Annotated in this window: 23 protein-coding genes and 1 riboswitch; of the genes, 14 read left to right on the forward strand and 9 right to left on the reverse strand. The window is 71.1% G+C overall.

Going from position 1 to position 20,647, the window contains the following annotated elements; translation table 11 throughout:
• Together H0B54_RS24275 and H0B54_RS24280 are read left to right on the forward strand one after the other, a co-directional pair.
• Window positions 1–1,023, forward strand: coding sequence for an ABC transporter permease (locus H0B54_RS24275; RefSeq protein ID WP_188262448.1), 1,023 nt, complete (start codon window positions 1–3; stop codon window positions 1,021–1,023).
• Window positions 1,017–1,799 carry an ABC transporter ATP-binding protein gene (locus tag H0B54_RS24280; RefSeq protein ID WP_188262449.1) on the forward strand — a complete coding sequence of 261 codons (783 nt, stop codon included), beginning with the start codon at window positions 1,017–1,019 and terminating at the stop codon, window positions 1,797–1,799. Before H0B54_RS24275 ends, H0B54_RS24280 begins: the two co-directional genes overlap by 7 nt.
• 131 nt (window positions 1,800–1,930) lie before the next feature.
• Here H0B54_RS24280 and H0B54_RS24285 read toward each other — a convergent pair whose 3' ends face one another.
• Window positions 1,931–2,275 carry a hypothetical protein gene (locus H0B54_RS24285; RefSeq protein ID WP_246472744.1) on the reverse strand — a complete coding sequence of 115 codons (345 nt, stop codon included), beginning with the start codon at window positions 2,273–2,275 and terminating at the stop codon, window positions 1,931–1,933.
• Between the two features lie 283 nt (window positions 2,276–2,558).
• Between H0B54_RS24285 and H0B54_RS24290 the strand changes: the two genes are divergently transcribed.
• From H0B54_RS24290 to H0B54_RS24330, 9 genes are all read left to right on the forward strand, one after another.
• On the forward strand, window positions 2,559–2,882 hold the full coding sequence (locus H0B54_RS24290; RefSeq protein WP_188262451.1) for a DUF3649 domain-containing protein: 324 nt from the start codon (window positions 2,559–2,561) through the stop codon (window positions 2,880–2,882).
• The gene (locus H0B54_RS24295) at window positions 2,879–4,498 is read left to right on the forward strand and encodes a PepSY-associated TM helix domain-containing protein (RefSeq protein WP_188262452.1); all 1,620 of its coding nucleotides are present in this window, start codon (window positions 2,879–2,881) and stop codon (window positions 4,496–4,498) included. The genes H0B54_RS24290 and H0B54_RS24295 overlap by 4 nt, the downstream gene beginning before the upstream one ends.
• On the forward strand, window positions 4,495–4,821 hold the full coding sequence (locus tag H0B54_RS24300) for a DUF3325 domain-containing protein (protein ID WP_188262453.1): 327 nt from the start codon (window positions 4,495–4,497) through the stop codon (window positions 4,819–4,821). The genes H0B54_RS24295 and H0B54_RS24300 overlap by 4 nt, the downstream gene beginning before the upstream one ends.
• Window positions 4,822–4,974: 153 nt before the next feature.
• Window positions 4,975–5,454: a hypothetical protein gene (locus H0B54_RS24305; RefSeq protein WP_188262454.1), complete on the forward strand. Its 480-nt coding sequence runs from the start codon at window positions 4,975–4,977 to the stop codon at window positions 5,452–5,454.
• Between the two features lie 17 nt (window positions 5,455–5,471).
• Complete coding sequence (locus H0B54_RS24310) at window positions 5,472–5,813, forward strand: cation transporter (protein ID WP_188262482.1); 342 nt, start codon at window positions 5,472–5,474, stop codon at window positions 5,811–5,813.
• A complete protein-coding gene (locus H0B54_RS24315) occupies window positions 5,810–6,163 on the forward strand; it encodes a hypothetical protein (protein ID WP_188262455.1) in 354 nt (117 codons plus the stop codon). The genes H0B54_RS24310 and H0B54_RS24315 overlap by 4 nt, the downstream gene beginning before the upstream one ends.
• Window positions 6,160–6,504, forward strand: coding sequence for a hypothetical protein (locus H0B54_RS24320; protein WP_188262456.1), 345 nt, complete (start codon window positions 6,160–6,162; stop codon window positions 6,502–6,504). Before H0B54_RS24315 ends, H0B54_RS24320 begins: the two co-directional genes overlap by 4 nt.
• A complete protein-coding gene (locus H0B54_RS24325) occupies window positions 6,497–6,859 on the forward strand; it encodes a YtxH domain-containing protein (RefSeq protein ID WP_188262457.1) in 363 nt (120 codons plus the stop codon). Before H0B54_RS24320 ends, H0B54_RS24325 begins: the two co-directional genes overlap by 8 nt.
• Window positions 6,856–9,027: a heavy metal translocating P-type ATPase gene (locus H0B54_RS24330; RefSeq protein WP_188262458.1), complete on the forward strand. Its 2,172-nt coding sequence runs from the start codon at window positions 6,856–6,858 to the stop codon at window positions 9,025–9,027. Before H0B54_RS24325 ends, H0B54_RS24330 begins: the two co-directional genes overlap by 4 nt.
• A gap of 27 nt (window positions 9,028–9,054) precedes the next feature.
• On the opposite strand, the gene H0B54_RS24335 is transcribed toward H0B54_RS24330, so the two are convergent.
• Genes H0B54_RS24335 through H0B54_RS24355 form a run of 5 tightly spaced genes read right to left on the reverse strand, consistent with a single transcriptional unit; the run spans window position 9,055 to window position 14,369 of the window.
• A complete protein-coding gene (locus H0B54_RS24335; RefSeq protein WP_188262459.1) occupies window positions 9,055–9,768 on the reverse strand; it encodes a DUF6925 family protein in 714 nt (237 codons plus the stop codon).
• Window positions 9,768–10,568, reverse strand: coding sequence for an ABC transporter ATP-binding protein (locus tag H0B54_RS24340; RefSeq protein WP_188262460.1), 801 nt, complete (start codon window positions 10,566–10,568; stop codon window positions 9,768–9,770). Before H0B54_RS24340 ends, H0B54_RS24335 begins: the two co-directional genes overlap by 1 nt.
• Entirely contained in the window at window positions 10,568–11,587 is a 1,020-nt protein-coding gene (locus H0B54_RS24345) for a FecCD family ABC transporter permease (RefSeq protein ID WP_188262461.1), read from the reverse strand. Before H0B54_RS24345 ends, H0B54_RS24340 begins: the two co-directional genes overlap by 1 nt.
• Window positions 11,584–12,444 (reverse strand): ABC transporter substrate-binding protein, encoded by an 861-nt coding sequence (locus H0B54_RS24350; protein ID WP_188262462.1) that lies wholly within the window; start codon window positions 12,442–12,444, stop codon window positions 11,584–11,586. The genes H0B54_RS24345 and H0B54_RS24350 overlap by 4 nt, the downstream gene beginning before the upstream one ends.
• Complete coding sequence (locus H0B54_RS24355) at window positions 12,441–14,369, reverse strand: TonB-dependent receptor plug domain-containing protein (protein ID WP_188262463.1); 1,929 nt, start codon at window positions 14,367–14,369, stop codon at window positions 12,441–12,443. Before H0B54_RS24355 ends, H0B54_RS24350 begins: the two co-directional genes overlap by 4 nt.
• Before the next feature lie 116 nt (window positions 14,370–14,485).
• A riboswitch (cobalamin riboswitch) is annotated at window positions 14,486–14,704 on the reverse strand.
• Between the two features lie 556 nt (window positions 14,705–15,260).
• On the opposite strand from H0B54_RS24355, the gene H0B54_RS24360 reads away from it, so the two are divergent.
• Both H0B54_RS24360 and H0B54_RS24365 read left to right on the forward strand, forming a co-directional pair.
• Window positions 15,261–16,289: a TerC family protein gene (locus H0B54_RS24360; RefSeq protein WP_343069026.1), complete on the forward strand. Its 1,029-nt coding sequence runs from the start codon at window positions 15,261–15,263 to the stop codon at window positions 16,287–16,289.
• A gap of 198 nt (window positions 16,290–16,487) precedes the next feature.
• Entirely contained in the window at window positions 16,488–17,267 is a 780-nt protein-coding gene (locus H0B54_RS24365; protein WP_188262465.1) for a hypothetical protein, read from the forward strand.
• 18 nt (window positions 17,268–17,285) lie between these two features.
• Here the strand turns inward: H0B54_RS24365 and H0B54_RS24370 are convergent, their stop codons facing one another.
• From H0B54_RS24370 to H0B54_RS24380, 3 genes are all read right to left on the reverse strand, one after another.
• Window positions 17,286–17,894, reverse strand: coding sequence for a hypothetical protein (locus tag H0B54_RS24370; protein ID WP_188262466.1), 609 nt, complete (start codon window positions 17,892–17,894; stop codon window positions 17,286–17,288).
• Window positions 17,891–18,709 (reverse strand): hypothetical protein, encoded by an 819-nt coding sequence (locus tag H0B54_RS24375; RefSeq protein ID WP_188262467.1) that lies wholly within the window; start codon window positions 18,707–18,709, stop codon window positions 17,891–17,893. The genes H0B54_RS24370 and H0B54_RS24375 overlap by 4 nt, the downstream gene beginning before the upstream one ends.
• Window positions 18,710–18,925: 216 nt before the next feature.
• The gene (locus H0B54_RS24380) at window positions 18,926–19,831 is read right to left on the reverse strand and encodes a LysR family transcriptional regulator (RefSeq protein WP_188262468.1); all 906 of its coding nucleotides are present in this window, start codon (window positions 19,829–19,831) and stop codon (window positions 18,926–18,928) included.
• Window positions 19,832–19,947: 116 nt separating this feature from the next.
• Between H0B54_RS24380 and H0B54_RS24385 the strand changes: the two genes are divergently transcribed.
• Window positions 19,948–20,589 (forward strand): DsbA family protein, encoded by a 642-nt coding sequence (locus H0B54_RS24385; protein WP_188262469.1) that lies wholly within the window; start codon window positions 19,948–19,950, stop codon window positions 20,587–20,589.
• The last annotated feature ends 58 nt before the right edge of the window (window positions 20,590–20,647 follow it).

The raw sequence follows: 20,647 nt of genomic DNA on the forward strand, positions 1-20,647 counted from the left end.
ATGAGCAGCGTCGATGACGCCGCGGCGCTGGCGGCGGGCGGGGGGGCGGCGGCGGACCGCGGCCGTTCCCCCGCGGCCCCGCGCCTGTGGCTGGGCGGGTTGGCGGCCAGCGCGGTCTGGCTGGCCGCCGCCGCCCTGACCGCCTTGTGGCCGGAAACGGAGGAGTGGGTGCGCACCGGCGAGTTCGCCAGCCTGCTGGCGGTCGTCGGCGGCGCGCTGGCCTTCGCCGTGCCGCTGCTGCGCCTGCTCGGCGCCGTGGGGGAGCGGCTGCGGGCTGCGGCGCCCTGGCTGGTGGTGCTGGCGCTCGGCGTGATCGGCTGGGAGCTGGTCACCGCCAAGCTCGACCTGCTGCCGCGCCCTTTCTTCGCGCCGCCGCAGGCGCTGCTGGAGGTCTATCTGGACGAGTGGCCCCGGTTGCTGGAATGCACCGTGGCGTCGCTGCAACTGCTGCTGCTCGGCTACGGGATCGGCGCCTTCGTCGGCTTCGTCACGGGGGTGTCCATCGGCTGGTCGCGGGCGGTGGGCTATTGGGTGCATCCGGTGCTGCGGCTGATCGGGCCGCTGCCGGCCACGGCGTGGCTGCCCATCGCCTTCTTCGCCTTCCCGTCGAGCTGGAGCGCCAGCGTCTTCCTGATCGCGCTGGCGACCGGCGTGCCGGTGACCATCCTGACATGGTCGGGCGTGGCCGGCGTCAACCCGGCCTATTACGACATCGCACGCACGCTGGGCGCGTCCTCGCGCTTCCTGGTGCTTAAGGTGGCGGTGCCGGCGGCGATGCCGCACGTCTTCGTCGGCCTGTTCATGGGACTCGGCGCCTCCTTCGCGGTGCTGGTGGTGGCGGAGATGATGGGGGTCAAGGCCGGGCTCGGCTGGTACCTGCAATGGGCGCAGGGCTGGGCGGCCTACGCCAACATGTACGCGGCGCTGCTGGTGATGGCGCTGGTGTGCTCCAGCCTCGTCACGCTGCTGTTCAAGGCGCGCGACCGGCTGCTCGCCTGGCAGAAGGGATTGCTGAAATGGTAGCGCTGGAACAGGAGTTGCCGGCCGGTCTGGAACTGGAGGTTCAGGGCGTCAGCCACGCCTTCGACCTGCACGGCGCGCCGTTGCCCGTTCTGAACTCGGTTGGCCTGCACGCCAAGCCGGGCGAGTTCGTGGCGCTGCTCGGCCCGTCGGGCTGCGGCAAGTCCACCCTGCTGCGGCTGGTCGCCGGGCTGGAGCCGCCGCGCGCGGGCCGGATTCTGGCCGACGGGCTGCCGATCACCGGGCCGCACCCGTCGCGGGTGGTGGTCTTCCAGGACCCGACGCTCTACCCCTGGCGGACCGTCTGGGACAATGTGGCGTTGGGGCTGGAGGCGCAGGGCGTGCTGCGCCAGCGGCGCAACCGGGTGGACGAGGCGTTGCGGCTGGTCGGGCTGGACGGCTTCGCCAAGGCCTACCCGCACCAGCTCTCCGGGGGCATGGCGCAGCGCGCGGCGCTGGCCCGCGCGCTGGTGAACGACCCGCGCCTGCTGGTGCTGGACGAGCCGCTGGGCAAGCTCGACAGCCTGACCCGCATCCAGATGCAGGGCGAGATCGTCGCGCTGTGGCGGCGCGCCGGCTTCACCACCCTGCTGGTGACCCACGACGTGGAGGAGGCTCTGCTGATGGCCACCCGCGTCATCGTGTTCAGCGAGCGCCCGGCCCGCATCAAGGCGGAGATCGCCGTCGACCGCCCCTATCCCCGCCACCGCGACGACCCGGTGCTGGTGGATCTGCGCCACAAGGCGCTGGAACTGCTGGGCCTTGCGGGGAGCTGGTAGGGTGAGGGGTGCGTTGCCCCCTCCCTGACCCTTCCACGGTAACGCGGGGGAGGGGATGGACGCCGCTTTGCAATCATCTCCCTCCCCCGCCCAGCGGGGGAGGGCCGGGGTGGGGGGAACGTCAGATTGGCTTAGCGTTCAACGAGCGCGCGTTCGACGGCGTTCGCCCCCCAGACCGACAGCGGAATCATCACCGCCGCCACCACCAGCAGGCCGATGGTCAGGTTGCCGCCGAGAACCCAGCTGGCGGCGCGGTGGAAGGTCTGCCAGGACGGGTCGGCGCGGCAGGCCTCCACCCAGGCCAGATCGAGGCCCAGACGTTCCAGCCCGTAGCCGACGTTGAACCAGGCCAGCGGCTCGCCATGACGGGTCCAATGCGGCCACTGCGCCATGACGCTCCACAGCAGCAGCGTCGACACCGTGCCGATGGACAGGGTGGTCAGACCGAAGCTCACGGCCGGGGCTAGGCGGGACATCGGGGCGCTCATATCAAGTCTACTGCACAAGTATAGTTTACAGGGCGGTAGAGCTGTTTGGAATTGTTTTTTGAAATCCACATGGTCGGGAGTTGGGCCGATCTACCGGCGTCCGGCTTTCAGGAGAATGCGAGTCATTCTCATTTTGATGGACGCTTCGCGTCGTTTCCACGATTATGACCACCGAGCGTGACGCGGGGACCGGATTGGACACCCCGTTCGCCGCCGGAGCAACCCCGGGGCCACGCGACGGACCGTCCTGAACGCTTGGGTGACCCCTTTGATGACGACTCTTCCCTCCCGGCTGAGGTTCGGGCCGGACGGGCGGCGGTGCCTGGACGTGGCGTCCCGCAGCCTTGCCGGCATCGGCGGCGGCTACGCGCTGGCGGCGGTGGCGGCGATGTTCCTGGCTCTCGCTCTGCCGATGCCGCGGGCGGAGGCGGTCTACACCGCCACCATGCTGTCCTTTGTCATCCACGCCGGGGCGGTGGTCTGGGCCTTCGCCGTCCGGTCGCGGTGGGTGTGGCCCGGCCTTCTGGCGCCGACGCTGCTGCTGGGCGGCGGTACCTGGTTGCTGCACGGTCTGCAACAGGGGGCGCCGTCATGAAGGACGGGTTCCGCCAGTCCATGGCGTGGCTGCACACCTGGTCGGGGCTTCTGCTCGGCTGGCTGCTGTTCGCCGTCTTCCTGACCGGCACCATCGCCTATTTCCGGCAGGAGGTGACGGTCTGGATGCAGCCGGAGCTTCACGGCTCCGTCCCCGACGCCGGGACCGCCGAACGGGCGGTGGAGCGTATGGGCCAGCTCGCCCCCGACGCGTCGCAGTGGACCATTGCGCTGCCCGGTGAGCGGACCCCGGCGGTGTCGGTGTCCTGGCGCCCGGCGGACGCCAAGCCGAACGACCGCGCCGCGTTGAAGCGCGCCACGCTCGACGCCGGGACCGGCGCGGTGCTGGAGCCGCGCGAGACGGCCGGTGGCAACTTCCTCTACCGCTTCCATTTCGAGCTGTACGGGATGCCGCGCGAGACCGCGCGCTGGATCGTCGGCATCGCCACCATGGCGATGCTGGTCGCCATCGTCAGCGGCATCATCACCCACCGCCGCATCTTCAAGGATGTCTTCACCTTCCGGCCGGAGAAGTCGGCGCTGCGCTCCTGGATGGACGGGCATGTGGCGGCGGCGGTGCTGGCGCTGCCCTTCCACCTGATGATCACCTATTCCGGCCTGCTGCTGTTCATGACGATGCTCATGCCCTGGGCGGTCGATCTCGCCTACGACGGCGACCGGCAGGCCTACTTCGCCGAAAGCGGCTTCCGCCGAGCCGCCTCGACGCCCCGGCCGGCACCGCAGACCGCGGCGCTGACCCCGGTGGCGCCGCTGCTGGCCGAGGCGGACCGGCGCTGGGCCGACCGCGGCGGTGTGGGAAGCCTGACCGTCACCAACCCCGGCCGCGCCAACGCCACCATCGAGTTGCGGCCGGCGGAGTCCGACTCCATCGGGCGCGGTGCCGCGACCGAGCGGTTGCTGTTCGACGGGGTGACCGGTCAGGCGCTGGAGGCCCCACCGGCGGACCCGCAGCCGGCGGCCATGGCGACCGGCAATTACCTGATGGGGCTGCATCTGGCGCGCTTCGCCGGGCCGGGCATGCGCTGGCTGTTCTTCGTCTCGGGCGTCGCCGGGACGGTGATGGTGGGCAGCGGCCTGATCCTCTGGGTGGTCAAACGGCGGTCGCAGCGCGGCCGGGCGGAGAACTGGGCGGCCGGTCCCGAGCCGTTCGGGCACCGGTTGGCCGACCGGCTGAACATCGGCGTGGTGGCGGGCCTGCCCCTGGCCGTCGCCGCCTATTTCTGGGCCAACCGCCTGCTGCCGGTAGGGCTGGAGGAGCGCGCGGGCTGGGAGATCGGCGTGTTCTTCCTGACCTGGGCCGCCGCCCTGCTGCATGCCCCCCTGCGCCCGTCGCGGCGCGGCTGGGCGGAACAGCTTTGGATCGGGGCGGCGCTGTTCACTCTGCTGCCGGTGCTGAACCTCGCCACCGCCGCCGGGCATCTGGGCAACAGCCTGCCGGCGGGGAACTGGCTCCTGGCCGGCTTCGACCTGACGGCGCTGGCGGTCGGGCTGCTGCTGGGCTTCGCGGCGCGCAAGGTCGGACGGAACGCCTTCGCCCGCAAGTCGGCGCCCGCCCCCGTCCTGCCCGCCGGGGCGGTCGTGGAGGAGCCGACATGATCCTGTCGTCGCTGTGCATCGCCTATGCGGGCTTGCTCGCCCTGGCGCTCGCCATGGACCGCCATCACGAGCAGGTCTTCGCCCGCCGCCCCTCCGCCCGGACCAGCCGCCTGCTGGGATGGGCGGGATGGTTGGCGCTCGCGCTGTCGCTGCCGCCCGCGGTGATGGCGTGGGGATGGGCGATCGGGATCCCAGCCTGGCTGGGGCTGCTGACGGTCGCCGCGGCGGCGCTGGTCCTGCTGCTGTCCCACGCGCCGCGGGCGGCCCTGAGGCTCGGTCCCGTGGCGCTGGTCTGCGCTCCGTTCCCTACACTTCTTGGATGAGGGCGCGGCTTTTCCGCAACGCCGCCTTGCGTCCGGCGCCTGCGCGCAAGGTCGAGGAACTGTTTCACCCTTGTGAAATTATGGATATCCTGCGCAACCATGGAAGGTCCCGGGCCGCGTGAGCGGATCGCGGCTGACGCAGGAGAACGGGCAATGACCGGACGGATCTCTCCCATCGCATCGGCGGTGCCCGGGCGCATCCGCGTGCGCCACCCTTTGCTGCGCCGGACGGACCGGTTTCAGGAGGCGCTGGGCCGCCTGGAGGCTTCGGACGCTGTCCGCGTGAGCGAGAGCAACCCGGCGGTGGGCAGTTTTCTGCTGAGCTACGACCCCGCTGCGGTGACGCCGGAGGACGCCCGATCCCAGGTGGAGGCGCTGCTGTCGGCGGCGCTGCACCCCGCGGAGGCCCCGCCGCCGTCGGATGCTCCGGCGCCCGTCGCGGAGGGCAAGCCGGCCGCTCCCGAGCTGAAATGGCGGATCAACCGCGCGGCCAAGATCGGGATGATGGGCAGCATGGCGGCGACCCTGGCGGCGCTGGGGGTGGGCAAGCGCGTCCACGCCGGCTTTGGCACGCTGTTCGTCGCCTTCATGCTCGTCCACATGACCGTGCAGCGCAAACGCCTCTTCCAATGACCGACCACGGCCCGAGCATGCCCGACGATTTCCTGAGCCGGCTGGCCGCCGCCCTGACCATCGCGCACCACATTCCCGGCCGGGTGCGGCTGAAGCTCGACGGCGCCGCGGAGCGCAGTCTGGCGGCGCTGGTGGACGACGCCAGGGCGCTGCACCGCGCGCTCTCCGGGGCGGAGGGCATCCGCTCCGTCGCGCTGAACCCGCTCGCCCGGTCTTGCACCATCGAATACGACCCCACGGTGATCCCGCCCTCGGCGTGGCCGGATCTGCTGAGCGGGGAAGCCAGCGCGGCGGCGGGGACGCTGCTGCGCATCGCCACCGCCGGGTTAGCGGGCGGTGCGCCGGAAAGGAGACCATGATGCTGCCGCTTCTGACATTTGCGTCCGGCGTGATCGCCGGGGCCCTCGGCGTCCGGATGGTGAAAAACGCCAAGGCCGATCCCAGGATCGCCGACCTCAAGGCTGTCGATGTGAAGGCCGCCGCCCGCGAGGGCGCTGGCAAGGCGCAGACCGCGGTGCGCGAGGCCGCCGTCACCGGCCTGCTGGCCATCGAGCGGACCTCCGCCGGTCTGCGCTCCTGCCTCGCCACGCCGGTGGAGGAAGCCCCCGTCGCGGCGGCGCCCGCCGAGGCGGAGCCGGTAAAGGACGATGTGGCGGAGCCGGTGAAGACCGAGCCGACGCCGCCCGCCAGCCCGTCGGGGGCCGCGTGAAACGCGGGAAGCGGCGCGGCAAGGTGCGGGGCTCCGGCACGCTCGCCGCCGACTTCACGCGCGGCATGGTGGCGACCGGCCTGCTGACCGCCGTCCAGGACCGCTGGGTGACGGGCGCCGAGCCCCCCGCGCCGCGCACCATCCTGCGCCACGGCCTGCAGGGCGGTGCGGCGCTGGCCGCCGCCAGCGTCGCCGCCGACGCCCTGCGCACCCGCGACTACGCGCGCCTCGCCCTGGCGGTCGCCGCCGGGGCGGCGGGCGTGGTGATGATCGAACATCTGCTGAATCCGGCGGAAGAGCCGCCGCAAGAACGGCCGAAAAACGAGGACCCCCATGGCTAAGAAGATCAAGAAGGCGTTGAAGAAGCTGAAGAAGCAGCAGCGCCAGTACGAAGCCGCCATGGCCGCCGGCGGCGCCCCCATTGGAGGTGGCATGGGGGCCAATGCGGCGCGGGGGCAGGGGCTTCTCGGCGGGCTGACCGGCCTGCTGCCGTCGCGCCGGTCCGAGCAGTTCCTGGTCGGGCTCCTGGTCGGGGCGGCGGCGGCCTATGTGCTGTCCGACGAGGAGCTGCGCGGCAAGATCGTGAAGTCCGGCCTGAAGCTCTACGGCAACCTCGCCGGCGGCCTTGCCGAGATGAAGGAGCAGATGGCCGACCTCCAGGCCGAGCTGGAGGCGGAACAGGCCGGAGCGTTATGAGCGGCCTGCCCTGGTTCCTGCGGCTGGAGCCGGTCCATCGGGTTCCGGGGCGCATCCGGCTGCGCTACGCCTGCCGTCCCGGAACCCCCGCCGACGAGGCGACCCTGCACCGGGTGGTGGAGGCGGTCGTCGGGGTAACGTCGGTCCGGGCGAGCCGCGCTGCGCGGTCGCTGGCCGTCCGCTACGATCCGGCGGTGACCGACGCCACGGCGCTGTGTCTCGCGCTGGCCGCCTTGCCGATTCCTGAGGCGGCGCCGCCCGCCCCGGCGGCGGAGGGCGGGGAGAATCACGGCGCGACGCTGGTCCGCAGCCTCGCCACGCTGGCCGGCGGCTTCCTGCTGCCCATGCCGCTGCGTCTGCCGCTGTCGCTGGCCGTCGCCATGCCGATGCTGCGCGAGGGCATGGCCATCTACGGACGGGAGGGCGTCAACTCCCATGTGCTGGAAGCGGCGGCGGTGTCGATCTCCCTGGCGCGGCGGGATTTCACGGCGGCCAACACCACCGTCTTCATGCTGGCGCTCGGCGAATACATGGAGGAGTCCATCGCCCGCCGGTCGGACGCGCTGCTGAAGCGGCTGCTGCGCCCGTCGAGCGATCAGGTGTGGCTGCTGCGCGACGGGGTGGAGATCCAGGTGCCCGCCGACACCGTCATGGTCGGCGACAGCGTGGTCATCGGCGCCGGGACAGTGATCCCCGTGGACGGCACGGTGCTGAGCGGGGAGGCGACCGTCAACGAGGCCGCCATGACCGGCGAGAGCGCTCCGGTGGTCAAGCAGCGCGGCTCCGCCGTCCTGTCCGGCACGCTGATGGAGGAGGGGCGGCTGGTCGTCTACGCCGAGCATGTCGGAAGCCACACCGCCGCCGCCCGCATCGCCGATTACGTCGAGCAGTCGCTGACCGCCAAGAGCGAGGCGCAGCTCGACGCGGCGCGGCTGGCCGACCGGCTGGTTCCCACGGTGCTGAAGCTGGCCGGCGGGTCCTTCCTGATGACCGGCGACTGGCGCAGCGCGGCGTCGGTGCTCCAGGCCGACTATTCCTGCGCGCTGAAGCTGGCGACCCCGGTGGCCTTCAAATCGGCCATGTACGGGGCGGGGCAGGCCGGCATCCTGATCAAGGGCGCCAACGCGCTGGAGCGGCTGGCCCAGGCCGACACGGTCATCTTCGACAAGACCGGCACACTGACCACGGGCGATCTGCAGGTGACCGATTCCATCGCCTTCGACCCGACCTTCAGCCCCGACGACCTGATCTGCCTCGCCGCCTCGGTGGAGGAGCATTACTTCCACCCGCTGGCGATGGCCGTGGTCAACGCCGCCAAGGAAACGCACAACCGCCACTTCGACCATCAGGAGGTGAAGTTCATCGTCGCCCACGGGGTGGCCAGCGTCATCGACGGCAAGCGCATCGTCGTCGGCTCCCGCCACTTCATCGAGGACGACGAGGGCATCGACACCGCGGCCCACCGCGAGGCCATCGACGCGCTGCACCGCGACGGCAAGACGCTGCTGTTCATCGGCTTCGGCGGGGTGCTGGCCGGCGTGCTGGCGCTGAAGGACAGCGTGCGCGCGGCCAGTGCGGCGACCATCGCGCGGCTCCGGAGGGCGGGGGTGAAGCGGGTGCTGATGCTGACCGGCGACCACCGCGACCGCGCCGCCGAGTTGGCCGCGGAGCTGCGCCTCGACGGCTTCCACGCCGACCTGCTGCCCACCGACAAGGCCCGCATCATCGAGGATCTGAGTCGCGCGGGCGCGCGCATCGCCTTCGTCGGCGACGGCATCAACGACGCCCCGGCGCTGGCCGGCGCCCATGTCGGCATCGCCATGCAGAAGGGGGCCGACATCGCGCGGCTGACCGCCGACGTGGCGCTTCTGGAGGACCGGATCGAGCGGGTCGCCGACGCCAAGGAGACGGCGGACGCCGCCATGGCACTGATCGCCCGCAATTACCGCCTGACGGTCGGGCTGAACAGCGCGATCCTCGGCGCCGCCGCGCTGGGCCTGCTGTCCCCGGTGGGCACCGCGGTGCTGCACAACGGGACCACGATCGGGATCCTGTTGAACGCGCTGCGCCGCGCGCCGGCGGCGGCATTGCCCCACCCTAACCCTCCCCCGCTACCGCAGGGGAGGGGACTGCCGCCGCTTCGCAGGATCCTCCCTCCCCTGCGGTAGCGGGGGAGGGCCGGGGTGGGGGCAACGTCAGCGCCCCAACCCCTCCCACGCGGCGAAGGACTCCACGGGTGGCGACAGGTACAGGCTGGGCACCCAGCCGTCCGGGATCGGTACGGTCGCCGCGTGGGTCCGGCCATGGGCCAGCAGCTTCGGCAGGACGTGGGTGTGCGGACCCTCCGGGCTGCGGCCGTCGGGCGGCGGGATCGGCTGGCTGACCTCGATCCGGCCGAAGGGGCCGATGAAGACGCGGTCGGGGCTGAGCGCCGGCAGGTCGGGCGGCAAGGGGTTGCCCGGCGCCAGAAGCTCCGTCCCGACGGCCGCGCGCAGGCGGGCGATGGTGGCCGGGTCGGCGCTGCGCACGCAGACGTCGGTCTGGAAGACGCCCAGCCCGAGGTCGAACAGCCGGGCGTCGCGGTCCGCCCCGGCGATGGCCTCGTGGTCGGGACCCAACTCGGTCACGACGCGGCGCCGGTTCATCGCACCGACATGGCGGGGCAGGCAGAGGGCCACGGCGAGGCCGCCGCTGCGCGTCCGGTAGGGCACCGGGCGGATCGCCGGACCGGGGCGGAGGCGCAGCCCGCCGCGGGCGGTCCGCGCCTCCAGGTCCGGACCGTCGTCGTGCAGGGCGACGGGTTCGTCCGGGTCGCGGATGAACTCCGCGATGGCGCCGAACGCGCCGAGGCTCCAGCCGGTGGCCGGGTCGTTCAGCGCGCCGCGCAGCAGGGAAGTGAGGTCGCTCATCAAGGCGTCTCCGGTAGGCAAGTCGGGGATGGCAGGGCGTGCCAGGGAAGCAGAAAGGGTTCGCCGCCGGCCTCGCCCCGGTGGATGGCGATGCCGTAGGCGGCGCACAGATTCTCGTCGGTCAGCACCCGGCTGGGCGGCCCCTCGGCCAGCAGGCTGCCGTTGGCCAGCAGGATCAGCCGGTCGCAGAAGCGGGCGGCCAGGGTCAGGTCGTGCAGCACCGCCACCACGCCGCTCCCCCGGCGCGCGGCGTCGCGCAGCAGCGCCATGCAGGCCAGTTGATGACCGGGGTCGAGGGCGGCGACCGGCTCGTCGGCCAGCAGCACGGGCGCCTCGGTCGCCAGGGCGCGGGCGAGCAGGACTCGCATCCGCTCGCCCCCCGACAGGGTGCCGACGGTCCGCCCGCGCAGGTGGGCGGTGTCGGCGGTGGACAGCGCCCGTTCCACCGCCGCGCGGTCCGCCGCGGCGATCCCGCCCAGCGGACCGCGGTGGGGCAGGCGGCCCAGCATGACCAGCGCCTCGGCGCGCAGCGGCCAATGCACCGGACCGCTCTGCGGCAGATAGGCGATGCCGCGGGCGAGCGCCCGGCGCCCGACCTGCGCTGCGGACCGCCCGTCGTAGGTGACGCGGCCCGCCGCCGGCTCGGCGAGACCGGCGAGGAGGCGCAGCAGGCTGGTCTTGCCAGCGCCGTTGGGGCCGATCAGCCCGGTGAAGGCGCCGGGCTCGATGGCCAGAGTCACGTCCGCCAGGATGGTGCGCCCGCCGGCGGTGGCGGACAGGCCGTGGGTTTCGATGCGCATCACGCCTCCTCCCGCCGCAGCCGGGCGATCAGGGCAATCAGGAAGGGCGCCCCGATCAGGGCGGTGACCACGCCCAGCTTCAGTTCGGGCCGCGTCGGCAGCAGCCGGACCGCAATGTCGGCGGCCAGGGTCAGACATGCCCCGGCCAGCCCGGCCAGAAGCAGCAGCCGTCCGGGCCGTGCCCCGGCCAGCGGGCGCATCAGGTGCGGCGCCACCAGCCCGACGAAGCCCACGGCGCCGGTGACCGACACCGCGCTGCCCACCGCCAGCGCCGCCCCGGCGATCAGCCGGACGCGCAGCCCGGCGAGGTCGAAGCCCAGGCTGCGCGCCGCGTCCTCCCCCAAGGTCAGCGCGTCGAGCGCGCGGGCGCCGGACAGGCAGAGCGCCCAGCCCGCCAGCATCGGCGGCAGGACGAGCCAGAGCTGGTCGGTGCCCCGGTCGGCCAGAGACCCCATCAGCCAGAACACGATCTCCAGCGCCGCGTAGGGGTTGGGGGCGAGGTTGAGGGCCAGCGCGGTCAGCGACCCGGCGAGGCTGTTGATGGCGATGCCGCCGATGACCAGCGCCGTCGTTCCGGCCCCCCGCGCCGCCATCAGGTTCAGCAGCACCGCCGCCGCCGCGGCCCCGGCCATGCCGCCGAGCGGCAGGGCCAGCGACAGCGCGGCGGACAGGCCGCTGTAGAAGACGATCACCGCCCCCAGTGCCGCGGCACTCGACACGCCGACCAGCCCCGGCTCGGCGAGTGGGTTGCGCAGCCAGCCCTGCATCGCCGCCCCGGTCAGCCCCAGGCTGAAGCCGACCAGCAGCCCCAGCAGGGCGCGCGGCAGGCGCAATTCGGCCAGCACCAGCGCGCCCAGGGTGGGGCGCCCGGCGAGCCAGTCGGACAGGGCGGCGCCCAGGTCGAACGGCACATAGCCAACCGCCGCCGACACCGCGCAGAGCGCCAGCGCCAGAAGGGTCAGCCCGGCGATCAGGGCGGGGTAGGGGATGCGGGACTCCCAAGTCGCGGCGGCCGTCATGGCACGGCCTCCCGCGCGGCGGCCAGCCGTTCCGCGGCCTCGGCGATCTGCGGGCCGGGGCAGGTCCATAGGCGGGAGGGCAGCGACAGCGTGCGGACCTGACGCTTCATAGCTTTCAGGGCCGGGTGGTGCAGCAGGGCGCCGACCAGCGACGGCGGCGCGTCGGGTGCGGCGTCGACGATCAGCGCATCCGCGCCGCCCAGAATGATGGCCTCCAGCGGCAGGGCGCCTTGGCTGCCCAGCGGCAGGCGGTCGGCCATGTTCTCCAGCCCGGCGCGGGTCAGGAGTTCGTCGGCCAGCGACCCGGACCCGGCGACGAGGCCGTTGGGCCGCAGCACCACCGCGGTCGGGCGGGGTCCCGGCGCCGCGGGGGGCAGGGCGTCGAGGCGGGAGAGCAGGCCGTCGACCAGCGCCTCCCCCCGTTCCGGCTCGCCCACGGCGCGGGCGAGGCCGCGGATCTGCTCCGCCACCCCCGCCACGCTCTGCGGGACGTTCAGCTCCAGCAGCGGCGCGTCCAGCCGCGTCAGCAGCCCGACCGCGACGCGCGTGGTGTAGCGCCCGGCGACGATCAGGTCTGGGTTGAGCGGCAGGATTTCCTCCGCCGTCCCGTGGTTGACCGGCACGCGCGACGCCAGCGCCGCCACGGTGGAGGCGCGGGGATCGCGTGCCAGCCACGTCACCGCGGCGAGGCGCTCCGGCCCGACGAGCCGCAACAGCAGTTCGTCGGCGCAGAGATTCAGGGAAACGATGCGCTGCGGTTTGCCGGGCGGTTTGCCGGGCGGCGCCTCCCACGCCGCCGCCGGGCCTCCCGCGATCAGCAGGAGGGCGGCGGCCAGCCCGAGACGGACGGGCCTCACAGCGACAGCCGCAGCCCGAGATACCCGGCCCGTCCCGGCGCGCCGTAGGTCCAGACCTCCTGGTACCGGCGGTCGAACAGGTTCTCCACGCGCCCGAAGAGTTCGACTCCCTCGGACAGCGCATAGGACCCGGCCATGTTGACCAGCGTGTAGGGCGCGAGCGTCACGACCTGACGGTTGTAGAAGGGATCGTAGGCCCAGTCGCTGGACCGTCCGTTGTAGACGACGCCGAGGTTGGCGTTCGCCCGGTCCTCCAGGAAGCGGTAATTGACGTTCAGGCTGGCGAGCTGCTTGGGCCGGCGCACCAGCTCCGCGCCTGCGGAGTCCTCGCCGTCGGTCCAGGTGTAGGAGCCGCGGACGGTCAGCCAGTCCAGCGGCTCCACCGACAGGCCAAGCTCGAAGCCGCGGATGCGGGACTCGCCCGGCATGTTGACGGAGGTCCGCCCGGTGCCGGTGATCAGGTCGCGGATGCGCTGGTCGAACCATGTGCCGTCCACGGAGGCCCGCGCGCCCCAGAGCGCCTGATCGAAACCGACGTCCCAGCCGCGCGCCCGCTCCGGCTTCAGGTTCGGGTTGCCGGCGTAGGTGGCGGTGTAGCCGTACAGCTCGAACAGGGTCGGATTCTTGACGCCGGTGCCGTAGGAGGCGCGCAGCGTCGTCCCGCTCTCCTCGACCCGATAGGCCGCCGTGGTGCGCCAAGTCGTGGCATCGCGGAACAGGTCGTTCTCGTCGTGGCGGACGCTGCCGGTCAGGGTCAGCCGGTCGAACAGGCCCAGCTTGTACTGCCCCACCAGCCCGGTGGAGCCGATGGAGCGGTCGAAGCTGGAGAAGGCGCTGCGGCTGATCGCCTTGTCCTCCTCACGCTCCACGGCGGCGGTCAGCACATGGTCGGCGGGGCCGCTGTTCAGATTCAGGTTGGTCTGGTAGTCGGCCTTGGTCTTGCGCCCGTCGTAGCGGCTGGTCACCGTCTTGGCGTCGTCGCGGTAGTCGCGCTGTTGGCGGCCATGGGTCAGGCCGACGATGTGCTCCCACTTCCCGTCGAGAAGGGCGATCCTGCCCTGGAGGCGCCCGAAAACCTGCTCTCCGGCGGTGCTGGTCCCGTCGTCGACGGCGCCGCGCCCGCCGACGAAGCCGTCGGTGTCGGCGCGGAAGCGGGTGTAGCGGCCGGTCACGGCGATCTCGCTGCGCTCGGTCGGGCGGACGGCGGCGTTTCCGGTCAGCGTGCCGTTGCGGTAGCCGTCCTTTTCCGGGTTGCCGAGCCGCGTGTCGGCGACCGACACGCCGTCGCTGGTGACGCCCTGGCCGCTGAGGAACAGGTCGTAGCGGTCGGTCCCGGTGCCGAAGGAGGCCCGCCCGGCGGCCGTGCCGAAGGACCCGCCCTCGACGGCGGCGCGGAACCGGGGGGCGCCGGCGCCGCGGCGGGTCACGATGTTGACGACGCCGCCGACCGCGTCGGAGCCATAAAGCGCGCTTTGCGGGCCGCGCAGCACCTCGACGCGCTCGACGTCGCCGGCCAGCAGGTTGGCGAAATCGTATTCGGAGCCGGCGGCGGGATCGTTCACCTCGATCCCGTCGATCAGGACGAGCGTCTGGTTGCCCTCCGACCCGCGGATGCGGAGCTGGGTCAGGGTGCCCATCGGGCCGCTGCGGTTGACGGCGACGCCGGGCACCGCACGCAGCGCGTCGGACAGCAGCTGGGTCTGGCGCTGCTCCAATTCCTGATGGGTGATGACGGTCAGGGCGCTGCCGGTTTCCTCGGCGGCGGTGGGGACGCGGTTGGCGGTCACCGAGACCGGCGGAAGCGTCGGGACGGTGGTGGAATCGGCGAAGGCCGATCTGGGGAAGGCCGATAGGGGAAGCGCAAGGCTTCCCAGAAGGGCGGCGAAGGACGCCGTCCGGTGAAGACGGTGAACGCGGACACGCATTGAGACCTCGGGCGGGACGCCGGTGGCACGTCACCGCGAACGAAGTCCCACCGGACGCTCCGCGAACGGACTCCCGGTTCGACGACCTTCGGTGCACCCCGCCCGAACGTGTTCGCGTGTGACCACGACTGACGGCAGGTCTCCTGGCTCGCGGGTTATCGTCGGCCCATCGCCTTCCCAGGATCGCGATCCCAGTGGCATTCCGATGGACGACTCGCCGCTTACAGTTGCGGGGGCAGCCCCGGCGTTGGACCCTCGCGCGGCGTTTGGCCGCGGGTTCCGCACCGTGTTCCCATTTTCAGCCCTTTCGGGCAACCGTCGGGTGCGAAGCTACGCGGGCGGAACGGCTCCGGTCAAGCCGCATTCGGCCGTCACGCCGATCACGGTTCGCAAAGGCCGTTCCCCCCTCTTGTCGCCGGGCCGGGGCCTGACTACATCACCGTTGAGGTCCGGGCCCCTCTGGCAGCGTCGCCCGGCGCTGTGATGTCGGACTTCCCATAGAGCCGTCGCCTTGGCGCGGCCTTGCGGAAGCTGGCCCTATCCCTCCCCCTGGGTCGCGCTCCCCACAAGGTCCACCGCCGGACGACGGCACCCGACGGGCCTTTGGGAGACATCGACATGGACCGCACCGAACCAACATCCTGACCGACCGCCACGTCTCCACAGCGAACGATGGAGACGGGTGTCCTGACGCGCTGCGGCCAAGCCGCTGCGCGCGTCTTCTCATTGGCCGCAGACCCGCGGCCGCGATTCCAGTCCGGGCCCCTCTGGCCGATGCGTCCCGCCGTGGCGCATCGGTGATGTCGGACTGCTCATGTGACGATCGAAGTCTCCGCTTGCGGGAGCGGAGTGCATGAAGCAAGGGACAGTTCCATGGACCAGATCGTTTTAATGTGGGCCGGCTTTGCCGTCTTCATTGGCGTGCTTTTGGCCTTTGATCTTGGCGTATTTTCCAAGAAATCCCATGTGATTTCCGGCCGCGAGGCGCTGATGCGCTGCGCGGCCTATTCCACGCTGGCGATGATTTTCGCGGCCGGCGTCTTTCATTTTCAGGGCTCCGAGAAGGGATTGGAATTCCTGACCGGTTACCTGATCGAGTACAGCCTGAGCGTCGACAACATCTTCGTGATCGCGCTGATCTTCACGCATTTCGCGGTGCCGCCGCAATACCAGCACCGGGTGCTGTTCTGGGGCATCCTGGGCGCGCTGGTGATGCGCGGCGTGCTGATCGTGGCGGGCACCGCGCTGATCCAGGAATTCCACTGGATCATCTACATCTTCGGCGCCTTCCTGATCTTCAGCGGCATCAAGATGCTGATGTCGGTGGACGACGAGCCGGACATGGAGAACAACCGGATCGTCAAGTTCGTCCGCTCCCGCTTCCGCATGACCGAAGGCTACGAGGGGCAGAAGTTCTTCGTGATGCGCGACGGCGTGCGGATGATGACGCCGCTGTTCCTCGTGCTGATCCTGATCGAGTTCACCGATCTGGTCTTCGCCGTCGACTCCATCCCGGCGGTCTTCTCGGTGACCACCGACCCGTTCATCGTCTGGACCTCCAACGTCTTCGCGATCCTCGGCCTGCGCGCCCTGTACTTCGCGCTGGCTTCGATCATCCACCGCTTCCATTACCTGAAGTACGGCCTGTCGCTGGTTCTGGTGGTGGTCGGCGCCAAGATGCTGATGGTGGACATCTACAAGATGCCGACGGCGCTGGCGCTGGGCATCACGGCTTTCCTGGTCGGCGGCTCCATCGTCTTCTCGATGCTGAAGACCCGCGCCGAATCGGCGCCGGGTGCCGCGGACGGCGAGGCCCGCCGCTGGTGGGTGCCCGGCAGCCCGGCGAAGGGTGCCGGCGGTTCCACCCCGGTTTCCTCCAGCGAGGCGGCGGCGGTGTCCTCGGACGGCAAGGGCCAGTAAGACGCCCGCTCCAGGGGCGGAAAGGAAAAGGCGGGGCGTCCGGTCCGGTGGATCGGGCGCCCCGCGCGTATCCGGGCAACCGCATTCGTAAAAGTAGCAATACCGGTTTCGTGGCGACGATGATGTGGGTGTGCGAGGCGGATGGCGCCTCGCTTGGTGGTTGCCGCCATTCCTTTCCAGCCCAAGAAAGAGACGTCCATGTTTACCGGAACGCAATTTGCCGGCACGCGACCGGCCTCCATCGCCCTGTCCGCTCTCCCCATTCCGTCGGGACCCCTCTCCGGCTTGCTTCAGGCCGCCCGCGACGAACTCGTCGGTCTGGCGGCCGACCGGGGCGTCGCGCTCTCCGTTGTGTTCGACATGCAGGCCCTGGTGCGCGTCAACGAGGCCGCGGTGGCGGCGGGCTCCTGGGAGCCGATGCTTCCGGCGGCCCATCCGGCTTGCCGCTCCCTGACTCCGGCGAACGCCTTCTGGATCTGCGGGACGGCCGCCTCCGGTGACGTGGTCACCGCCCAGGCCGGGCTGCTCTACGATTGCACCGCGCAATCCATCGGCGACCGCTTCACCGCCATGACGGTGTTCTACGACGAACCTGCTTTGCAGGCGCCGGACGGCGAATGGTGCCGTTGCACGTCCGACACCGCCAACAGCACGCGCGGGCAGGTGGTGTGGACGAACGCGGGATGGACGCGCCCCGACTTCCAGGGCCGCGGGCTGTTCCCGATTTGCCAGCGGGTGAACAAGCTGGCGGCGTGGCTGCTGTGGTCGCCAACCTGGTTCATCTCGGTCGTCGATCCGGACATCGTCCCGGTCTGGGCGGAGCGGAAAATGGGGCCGCGCCACATCGACGACGTGCCGGCCATCACCTACAACCAAGTCGGCCTGAAGACGCTGCCGATGCACCTCGTGCGCTTCAGCCGCGCGCAGTTCCTGGGTGATCTGGCGCAGATCGCCGCGGACCTCGCCCAGGCGGCGTGAACAACAGACCCGTCCGACTCAGGAATCGATCAGCGCCAGCAGGGCCTGCCGGCGGTGGCCCAGTGACCAGCCGAACAGGAGGTGCCGGTAATTGACGGGCGGCCGGGGAAGTCCGGTGATCACCAGATGGTTGTACACCGGCTCCCCGCCCTCCACCGCCTCCCGGTACTGCGCGTCGATGGCCTGGGCGTAGGCGCTGTGCACATCCTCGAGATGGGGCCTGCCGATGTTCTGGTCGGCCCAGCGGTCGCCGAAGACCCGGCGGGTCGGCTCCCCGATGTAGCGGAAGCACAGCGGCCCGCCGTCCCGCGCCGTCAGGATGACGCAGCGCGGCAGCAGTCCCTTGCTCTTCAGATCCTCGTGCAGGCCCGGGCCGAAGGTGGGGTGCCGCTTCCACAAGGCGATCATGTCCTGGTGCCAGTCCGGCGCCGTGCGCAACGGCTGGCGGTGGATGTCGACGCGGGTCTCGGCCGGCTCGGGCGGCGGTTCGCCGCGGCGGCCGCGCAGGATGCTCACCAGGCTACGGGCAAGCGGCCGAGCCGCGCGGTCCTTGGCGCCATGATCCTTGGCGCCATGATCCTTGAAGGACCCGCCCGGTGGCGGTGTGACGGGCAGGGCGACCGTCACTCCCCGACCCCTTTCCTCGGTGACAGGAACTCCGACGCCATGGCCTGATAGATCCGCCGCGCCGCGTCCAGGGCCACGCTCCCCGCCTTGGCGCCGGCGGCAAGCATCCGGTCGGTCGGCTTGGTCGGCAGGACCTTCGGCATCGCGGCCTCGAAGGCGTCCGCCGTGCGGTCGAAGCGGGTGATGGCCTCCCGCAGCGCCATGCGCTCCAGGGCCGACACGGCATCGTCCAGAAGAGGGGCCAGCCGCTCGGCGCCGTTCCCTTGGACCGCCATCGCGGTGCGGCACGCCCGCAATTTGGTGAGAACCCCCTCCAAGCCCTGCGCGGGGGTCGTCGCCATGATCTCCAGCGCCGGATGGAGGTCCGCATCCTGCGCGCCGTGTCGGGCCTGCGCCATCGTCTGCAAATGCTGCTCCAGGCGGATCAGCTCGTGATCGCGGTCGGACCCGGGTGGCGCGGCCGGACCGATTCCCGCATGATCGGCGGCGGCTTGAAGCCGGTCGAGGAACAAAGCCACGCCCTCTCCAAGGGCCAAGGCCTTCGAATCCTCGACGATCCCCTCCTGGCAGAGGGCGTGCGCAAGGCGTGCCTCGCGCGCCGTCGTCAAGGGCAATTGCCGGATCATCAGGCTCGACAATTCGCGGAGGCCGCCGTTCAGCAGGTCGAAGGCGTGGGGGCCGCCCGGCGGGTTGGCGACGATGTCGGACATATGTTCCGCGGCTCTGGTGAACAGCGTGTCGCGCCGATCGAAGGCCGTGTTCAGATCGAGGGCGGCATCCGGCACGCGGCCACCGTTCTGCTGTCCAGAGCGCATCCTGCCCGCCTTTCCGTGTTCCTGAAGACCCGTGTTCCTGAAGACCCATGTTCCTGAAGATGAAGGACCGCCAAATCTGGTCTGTCCGCCGGAAGCCGCGCCTCAACGGATGGCTGCGTCAGTATTTCACAATGCGGAGTTGTCAACAACCCACGCCATCATTCGATTCGGGTGGGGCCTCGTCCGGAATGCGCATCAGGGCTGCGGCCGGGCTTTTCAGGGGCAGTGCGTCGGCCAGTTGCGCTTGTCGCTCAGCATGTCGACGAAGGCCTTGACCTTCAGCGGGCGGAAACGGGTGGCCGGATACACGGCATGGATGCCGCCGGACGGCAGGCTCCAGTCCGGCAGAAGCGGAATCAGCCGGCCCGCCGCGATCTCCTCCGCAACCAGGAATTCCGGCAGGACGGCGAAGCCGCCGCCGGCATGCACGGCGGCCAGCGCCGCCGGCGTGGCGTTGACGCTCATGGCCGGCTGGACCCGCAAGGTCCGTTCCTCCGCGCCGCGCCGGAACGTCCACAGGCCGGGGTCTTTGAGCGACAGGTTGGCGATGAACGGCCAGACCAGGAGGTCGTCGGGACCCGCGGCCGGGTGCCGTTCCGCAAGAGCGGGATTCGCGACGGCGAGCTGCCGGAACGTGTCGATGCGGCGGGCCAGCGCGCTGGAATCGTCGAGCCAGCCGACGCGGATGGCCAGATCGAACTGCTGCCCGATCAGGTCGAGCTTCGCGTCGGTGATCACCAGCTCGACGCGGCATTTCGGATGCCGACGGGTGAAGGCGGCGACCACCGGCGCCACGATGAAGGAACCGAAATCGTTCGGCGCGGTGATGCGCAGGGTCCCGCGCGGTTCCAGCGCCGCGTCGGACAGCTCGGCGAAGGCTTCGTCCGCCTCCTTCAGGATCGCCAGACAGCGGGCATGAAGACCCCGGCCGGCCTCGGTCAACTGCACGCTGCGGGTGGTGCGCGTCAGCAGGCTCACGCCGACATCCGCTTCGAGCCGCGCCACCTGCTGGCTCACCACGGTCTTGGTCACGCCCAGCCGTTCGGCGGCGCGGGTGAAGGATCCCGTGTCCACCACGGCGGCGAAATAGGCCAGCCGGTTCAGGTTGATGGGTTCGGCCATGGTCGGAAGCGGTCGTGATTGTTTGTTAAAAGTGTACGGTCTTTATCGTCTGTCGCTGTTTTCCGATCAATGAGGTTCTTGTACAACGGCAGCCGACACAGACTCCGGAGGGTGCGATGGTCGAGGTCCGCTATTTGTTCGATCCGCTCTGCGGCTGGTGCTACGGCGCCGCGCCGATGCTCGATCGACTGCGCGCCGAGCCCGGCATCGGCCTGACCCTGATGCCGACCGGCCTTTTCGCCGGCGACGGCGCGCGGGCCATGGACCCCGGCTTCGCCGCCTACGCCTGGGCCAACGATCAGCGGATCGCCGCGCTGACCGGCCTGCCCTTCAGCGAGGCCTACCGCGGCCGCGTGCTGGACGGCGCGGCGCGGTTCGATTCCGGGCCGTCCACGCTTGCCCTGACCGCCGTCCTGATGACCGCTCCGCCGCGCGAGGCCGAGGCGCTCAAGGCCATCCAGCGCGCCCGCTATGTCGACGGTGTGGATACGTCCGACGTCGAGGCCGTGGGGGCCATCCTCGCCGCCGAAGGGCTGCAGGAGGCCGCCCATCTTCTTGCCGGGCAAAGCGCGGCTTTGACCGAGGCCTGCCGCGCGCGGATCGCGGCGGCCACCGCCGACATGCGGCGTTTCGGGCTGCGCGGCGTGCCCGCGCTGCTGGCCGGCAACGGGGAACGCTGGCGCCCCATCCGCTCGGATGCCCTGTTCGGCGACTTCGAGCTTCTCGTCCGCACGCTCAAGGCCGCGGCCTCGGCCTGACGAGCGGCCTGTCCTTTCCGCAACGTCTCGTTCGGCGACGGGCCATGGGTCCGCCGCG

The sequence above is a fragment of the Azospirillum tabaci genome, from assembly GCF_014596085.1.
GTDB lineage: Bacteria > Pseudomonadota > Alphaproteobacteria > Azospirillales > Azospirillaceae > Azospirillum > Azospirillum tabaci.

Excerpts from the sequence above, each read along its gene's own strand:
- H0B54_RS24375 (WP_188262467.1), bottom strand. The coding sequence starts at position 18,709 with ATGCGCTCTGGACAGCAGAACGGTGGCCGCGTGCCGGATGCCGCCCTC.
- H0B54_RS24310 (WP_188262482.1), top strand. The coding sequence starts at position 5,472 with ATGCCCGACGATTTCCTGAGCCGGCTGGCCGCCGCCCTGACCATCGCG.
- H0B54_RS24365 (WP_188262465.1), top strand. The coding sequence starts at position 16,488 with ATGTTTACCGGAACGCAATTTGCCGGCACGCGACCGGCCTCCATCGCC.
- H0B54_RS24285 (WP_246472744.1), bottom strand. The coding sequence starts at position 2,275 with ATGTCCCGCCTAGCCCCGGCCGTGAGCTTCGGTCTGACCACCCTGTCC.
- H0B54_RS24275 (WP_188262448.1), top strand. The coding sequence starts at position 1 with ATGAGCAGCGTCGATGACGCCGCGGCGCTGGCGGCGGGCGGGGGGGCG.
- H0B54_RS24315 (WP_188262455.1), top strand. The coding sequence starts at position 5,810 with ATGATGCTGCCGCTTCTGACATTTGCGTCCGGCGTGATCGCCGGGGCC.
- H0B54_RS24300 (WP_188262453.1), top strand. The coding sequence starts at position 4,495 with ATGATCCTGTCGTCGCTGTGCATCGCCTATGCGGGCTTGCTCGCCCTG.
- H0B54_RS24355 (WP_188262463.1), bottom strand. The coding sequence starts at position 14,369 with ATGCGTGTCCGCGTTCACCGTCTTCACCGGACGGCGTCCTTCGCCGCC.
- H0B54_RS24280 (WP_188262449.1), top strand. The coding sequence starts at position 1,017 with ATGGTAGCGCTGGAACAGGAGTTGCCGGCCGGTCTGGAACTGGAGGTT.
- H0B54_RS24345 (WP_188262461.1), bottom strand. The coding sequence starts at position 11,587 with ATGACGGCCGCCGCGACTTGGGAGTCCCGCATCCCCTACCCCGCCCTG.
- H0B54_RS24290 (WP_188262451.1), top strand. The coding sequence starts at position 2,559 with ATGACGACTCTTCCCTCCCGGCTGAGGTTCGGGCCGGACGGGCGGCGG.
- H0B54_RS24305 (WP_188262454.1), top strand. The coding sequence starts at position 4,975 with ATGACCGGACGGATCTCTCCCATCGCATCGGCGGTGCCCGGGCGCATC.
- H0B54_RS24340 (WP_188262460.1), bottom strand. The coding sequence starts at position 10,568 with ATGCGCATCGAAACCCACGGCCTGTCCGCCACCGCCGGCGGGCGCACC.
- H0B54_RS24380 (WP_188262468.1), bottom strand. The coding sequence starts at position 19,831 with ATGGCCGAACCCATCAACCTGAACCGGCTGGCCTATTTCGCCGCCGTG.
- H0B54_RS24335 (WP_188262459.1), bottom strand. The coding sequence starts at position 9,768 with ATGAGCGACCTCACTTCCCTGCTGCGCGGCGCGCTGAACGACCCGGCC.
- H0B54_RS24385 (WP_188262469.1), top strand. The coding sequence starts at position 19,948 with ATGGTCGAGGTCCGCTATTTGTTCGATCCGCTCTGCGGCTGGTGCTAC.
- H0B54_RS24330 (WP_188262458.1), top strand. The coding sequence starts at position 6,856 with ATGAGCGGCCTGCCCTGGTTCCTGCGGCTGGAGCCGGTCCATCGGGTT.
- H0B54_RS24325 (WP_188262457.1), top strand. The coding sequence starts at position 6,497 with ATGGCTAAGAAGATCAAGAAGGCGTTGAAGAAGCTGAAGAAGCAGCAG.
- H0B54_RS24360 (WP_343069026.1), top strand. The coding sequence starts at position 15,261 with ATGTGGGCCGGCTTTGCCGTCTTCATTGGCGTGCTTTTGGCCTTTGAT.
- H0B54_RS24295 (WP_188262452.1), top strand. The coding sequence starts at position 2,879 with ATGAAGGACGGGTTCCGCCAGTCCATGGCGTGGCTGCACACCTGGTCG.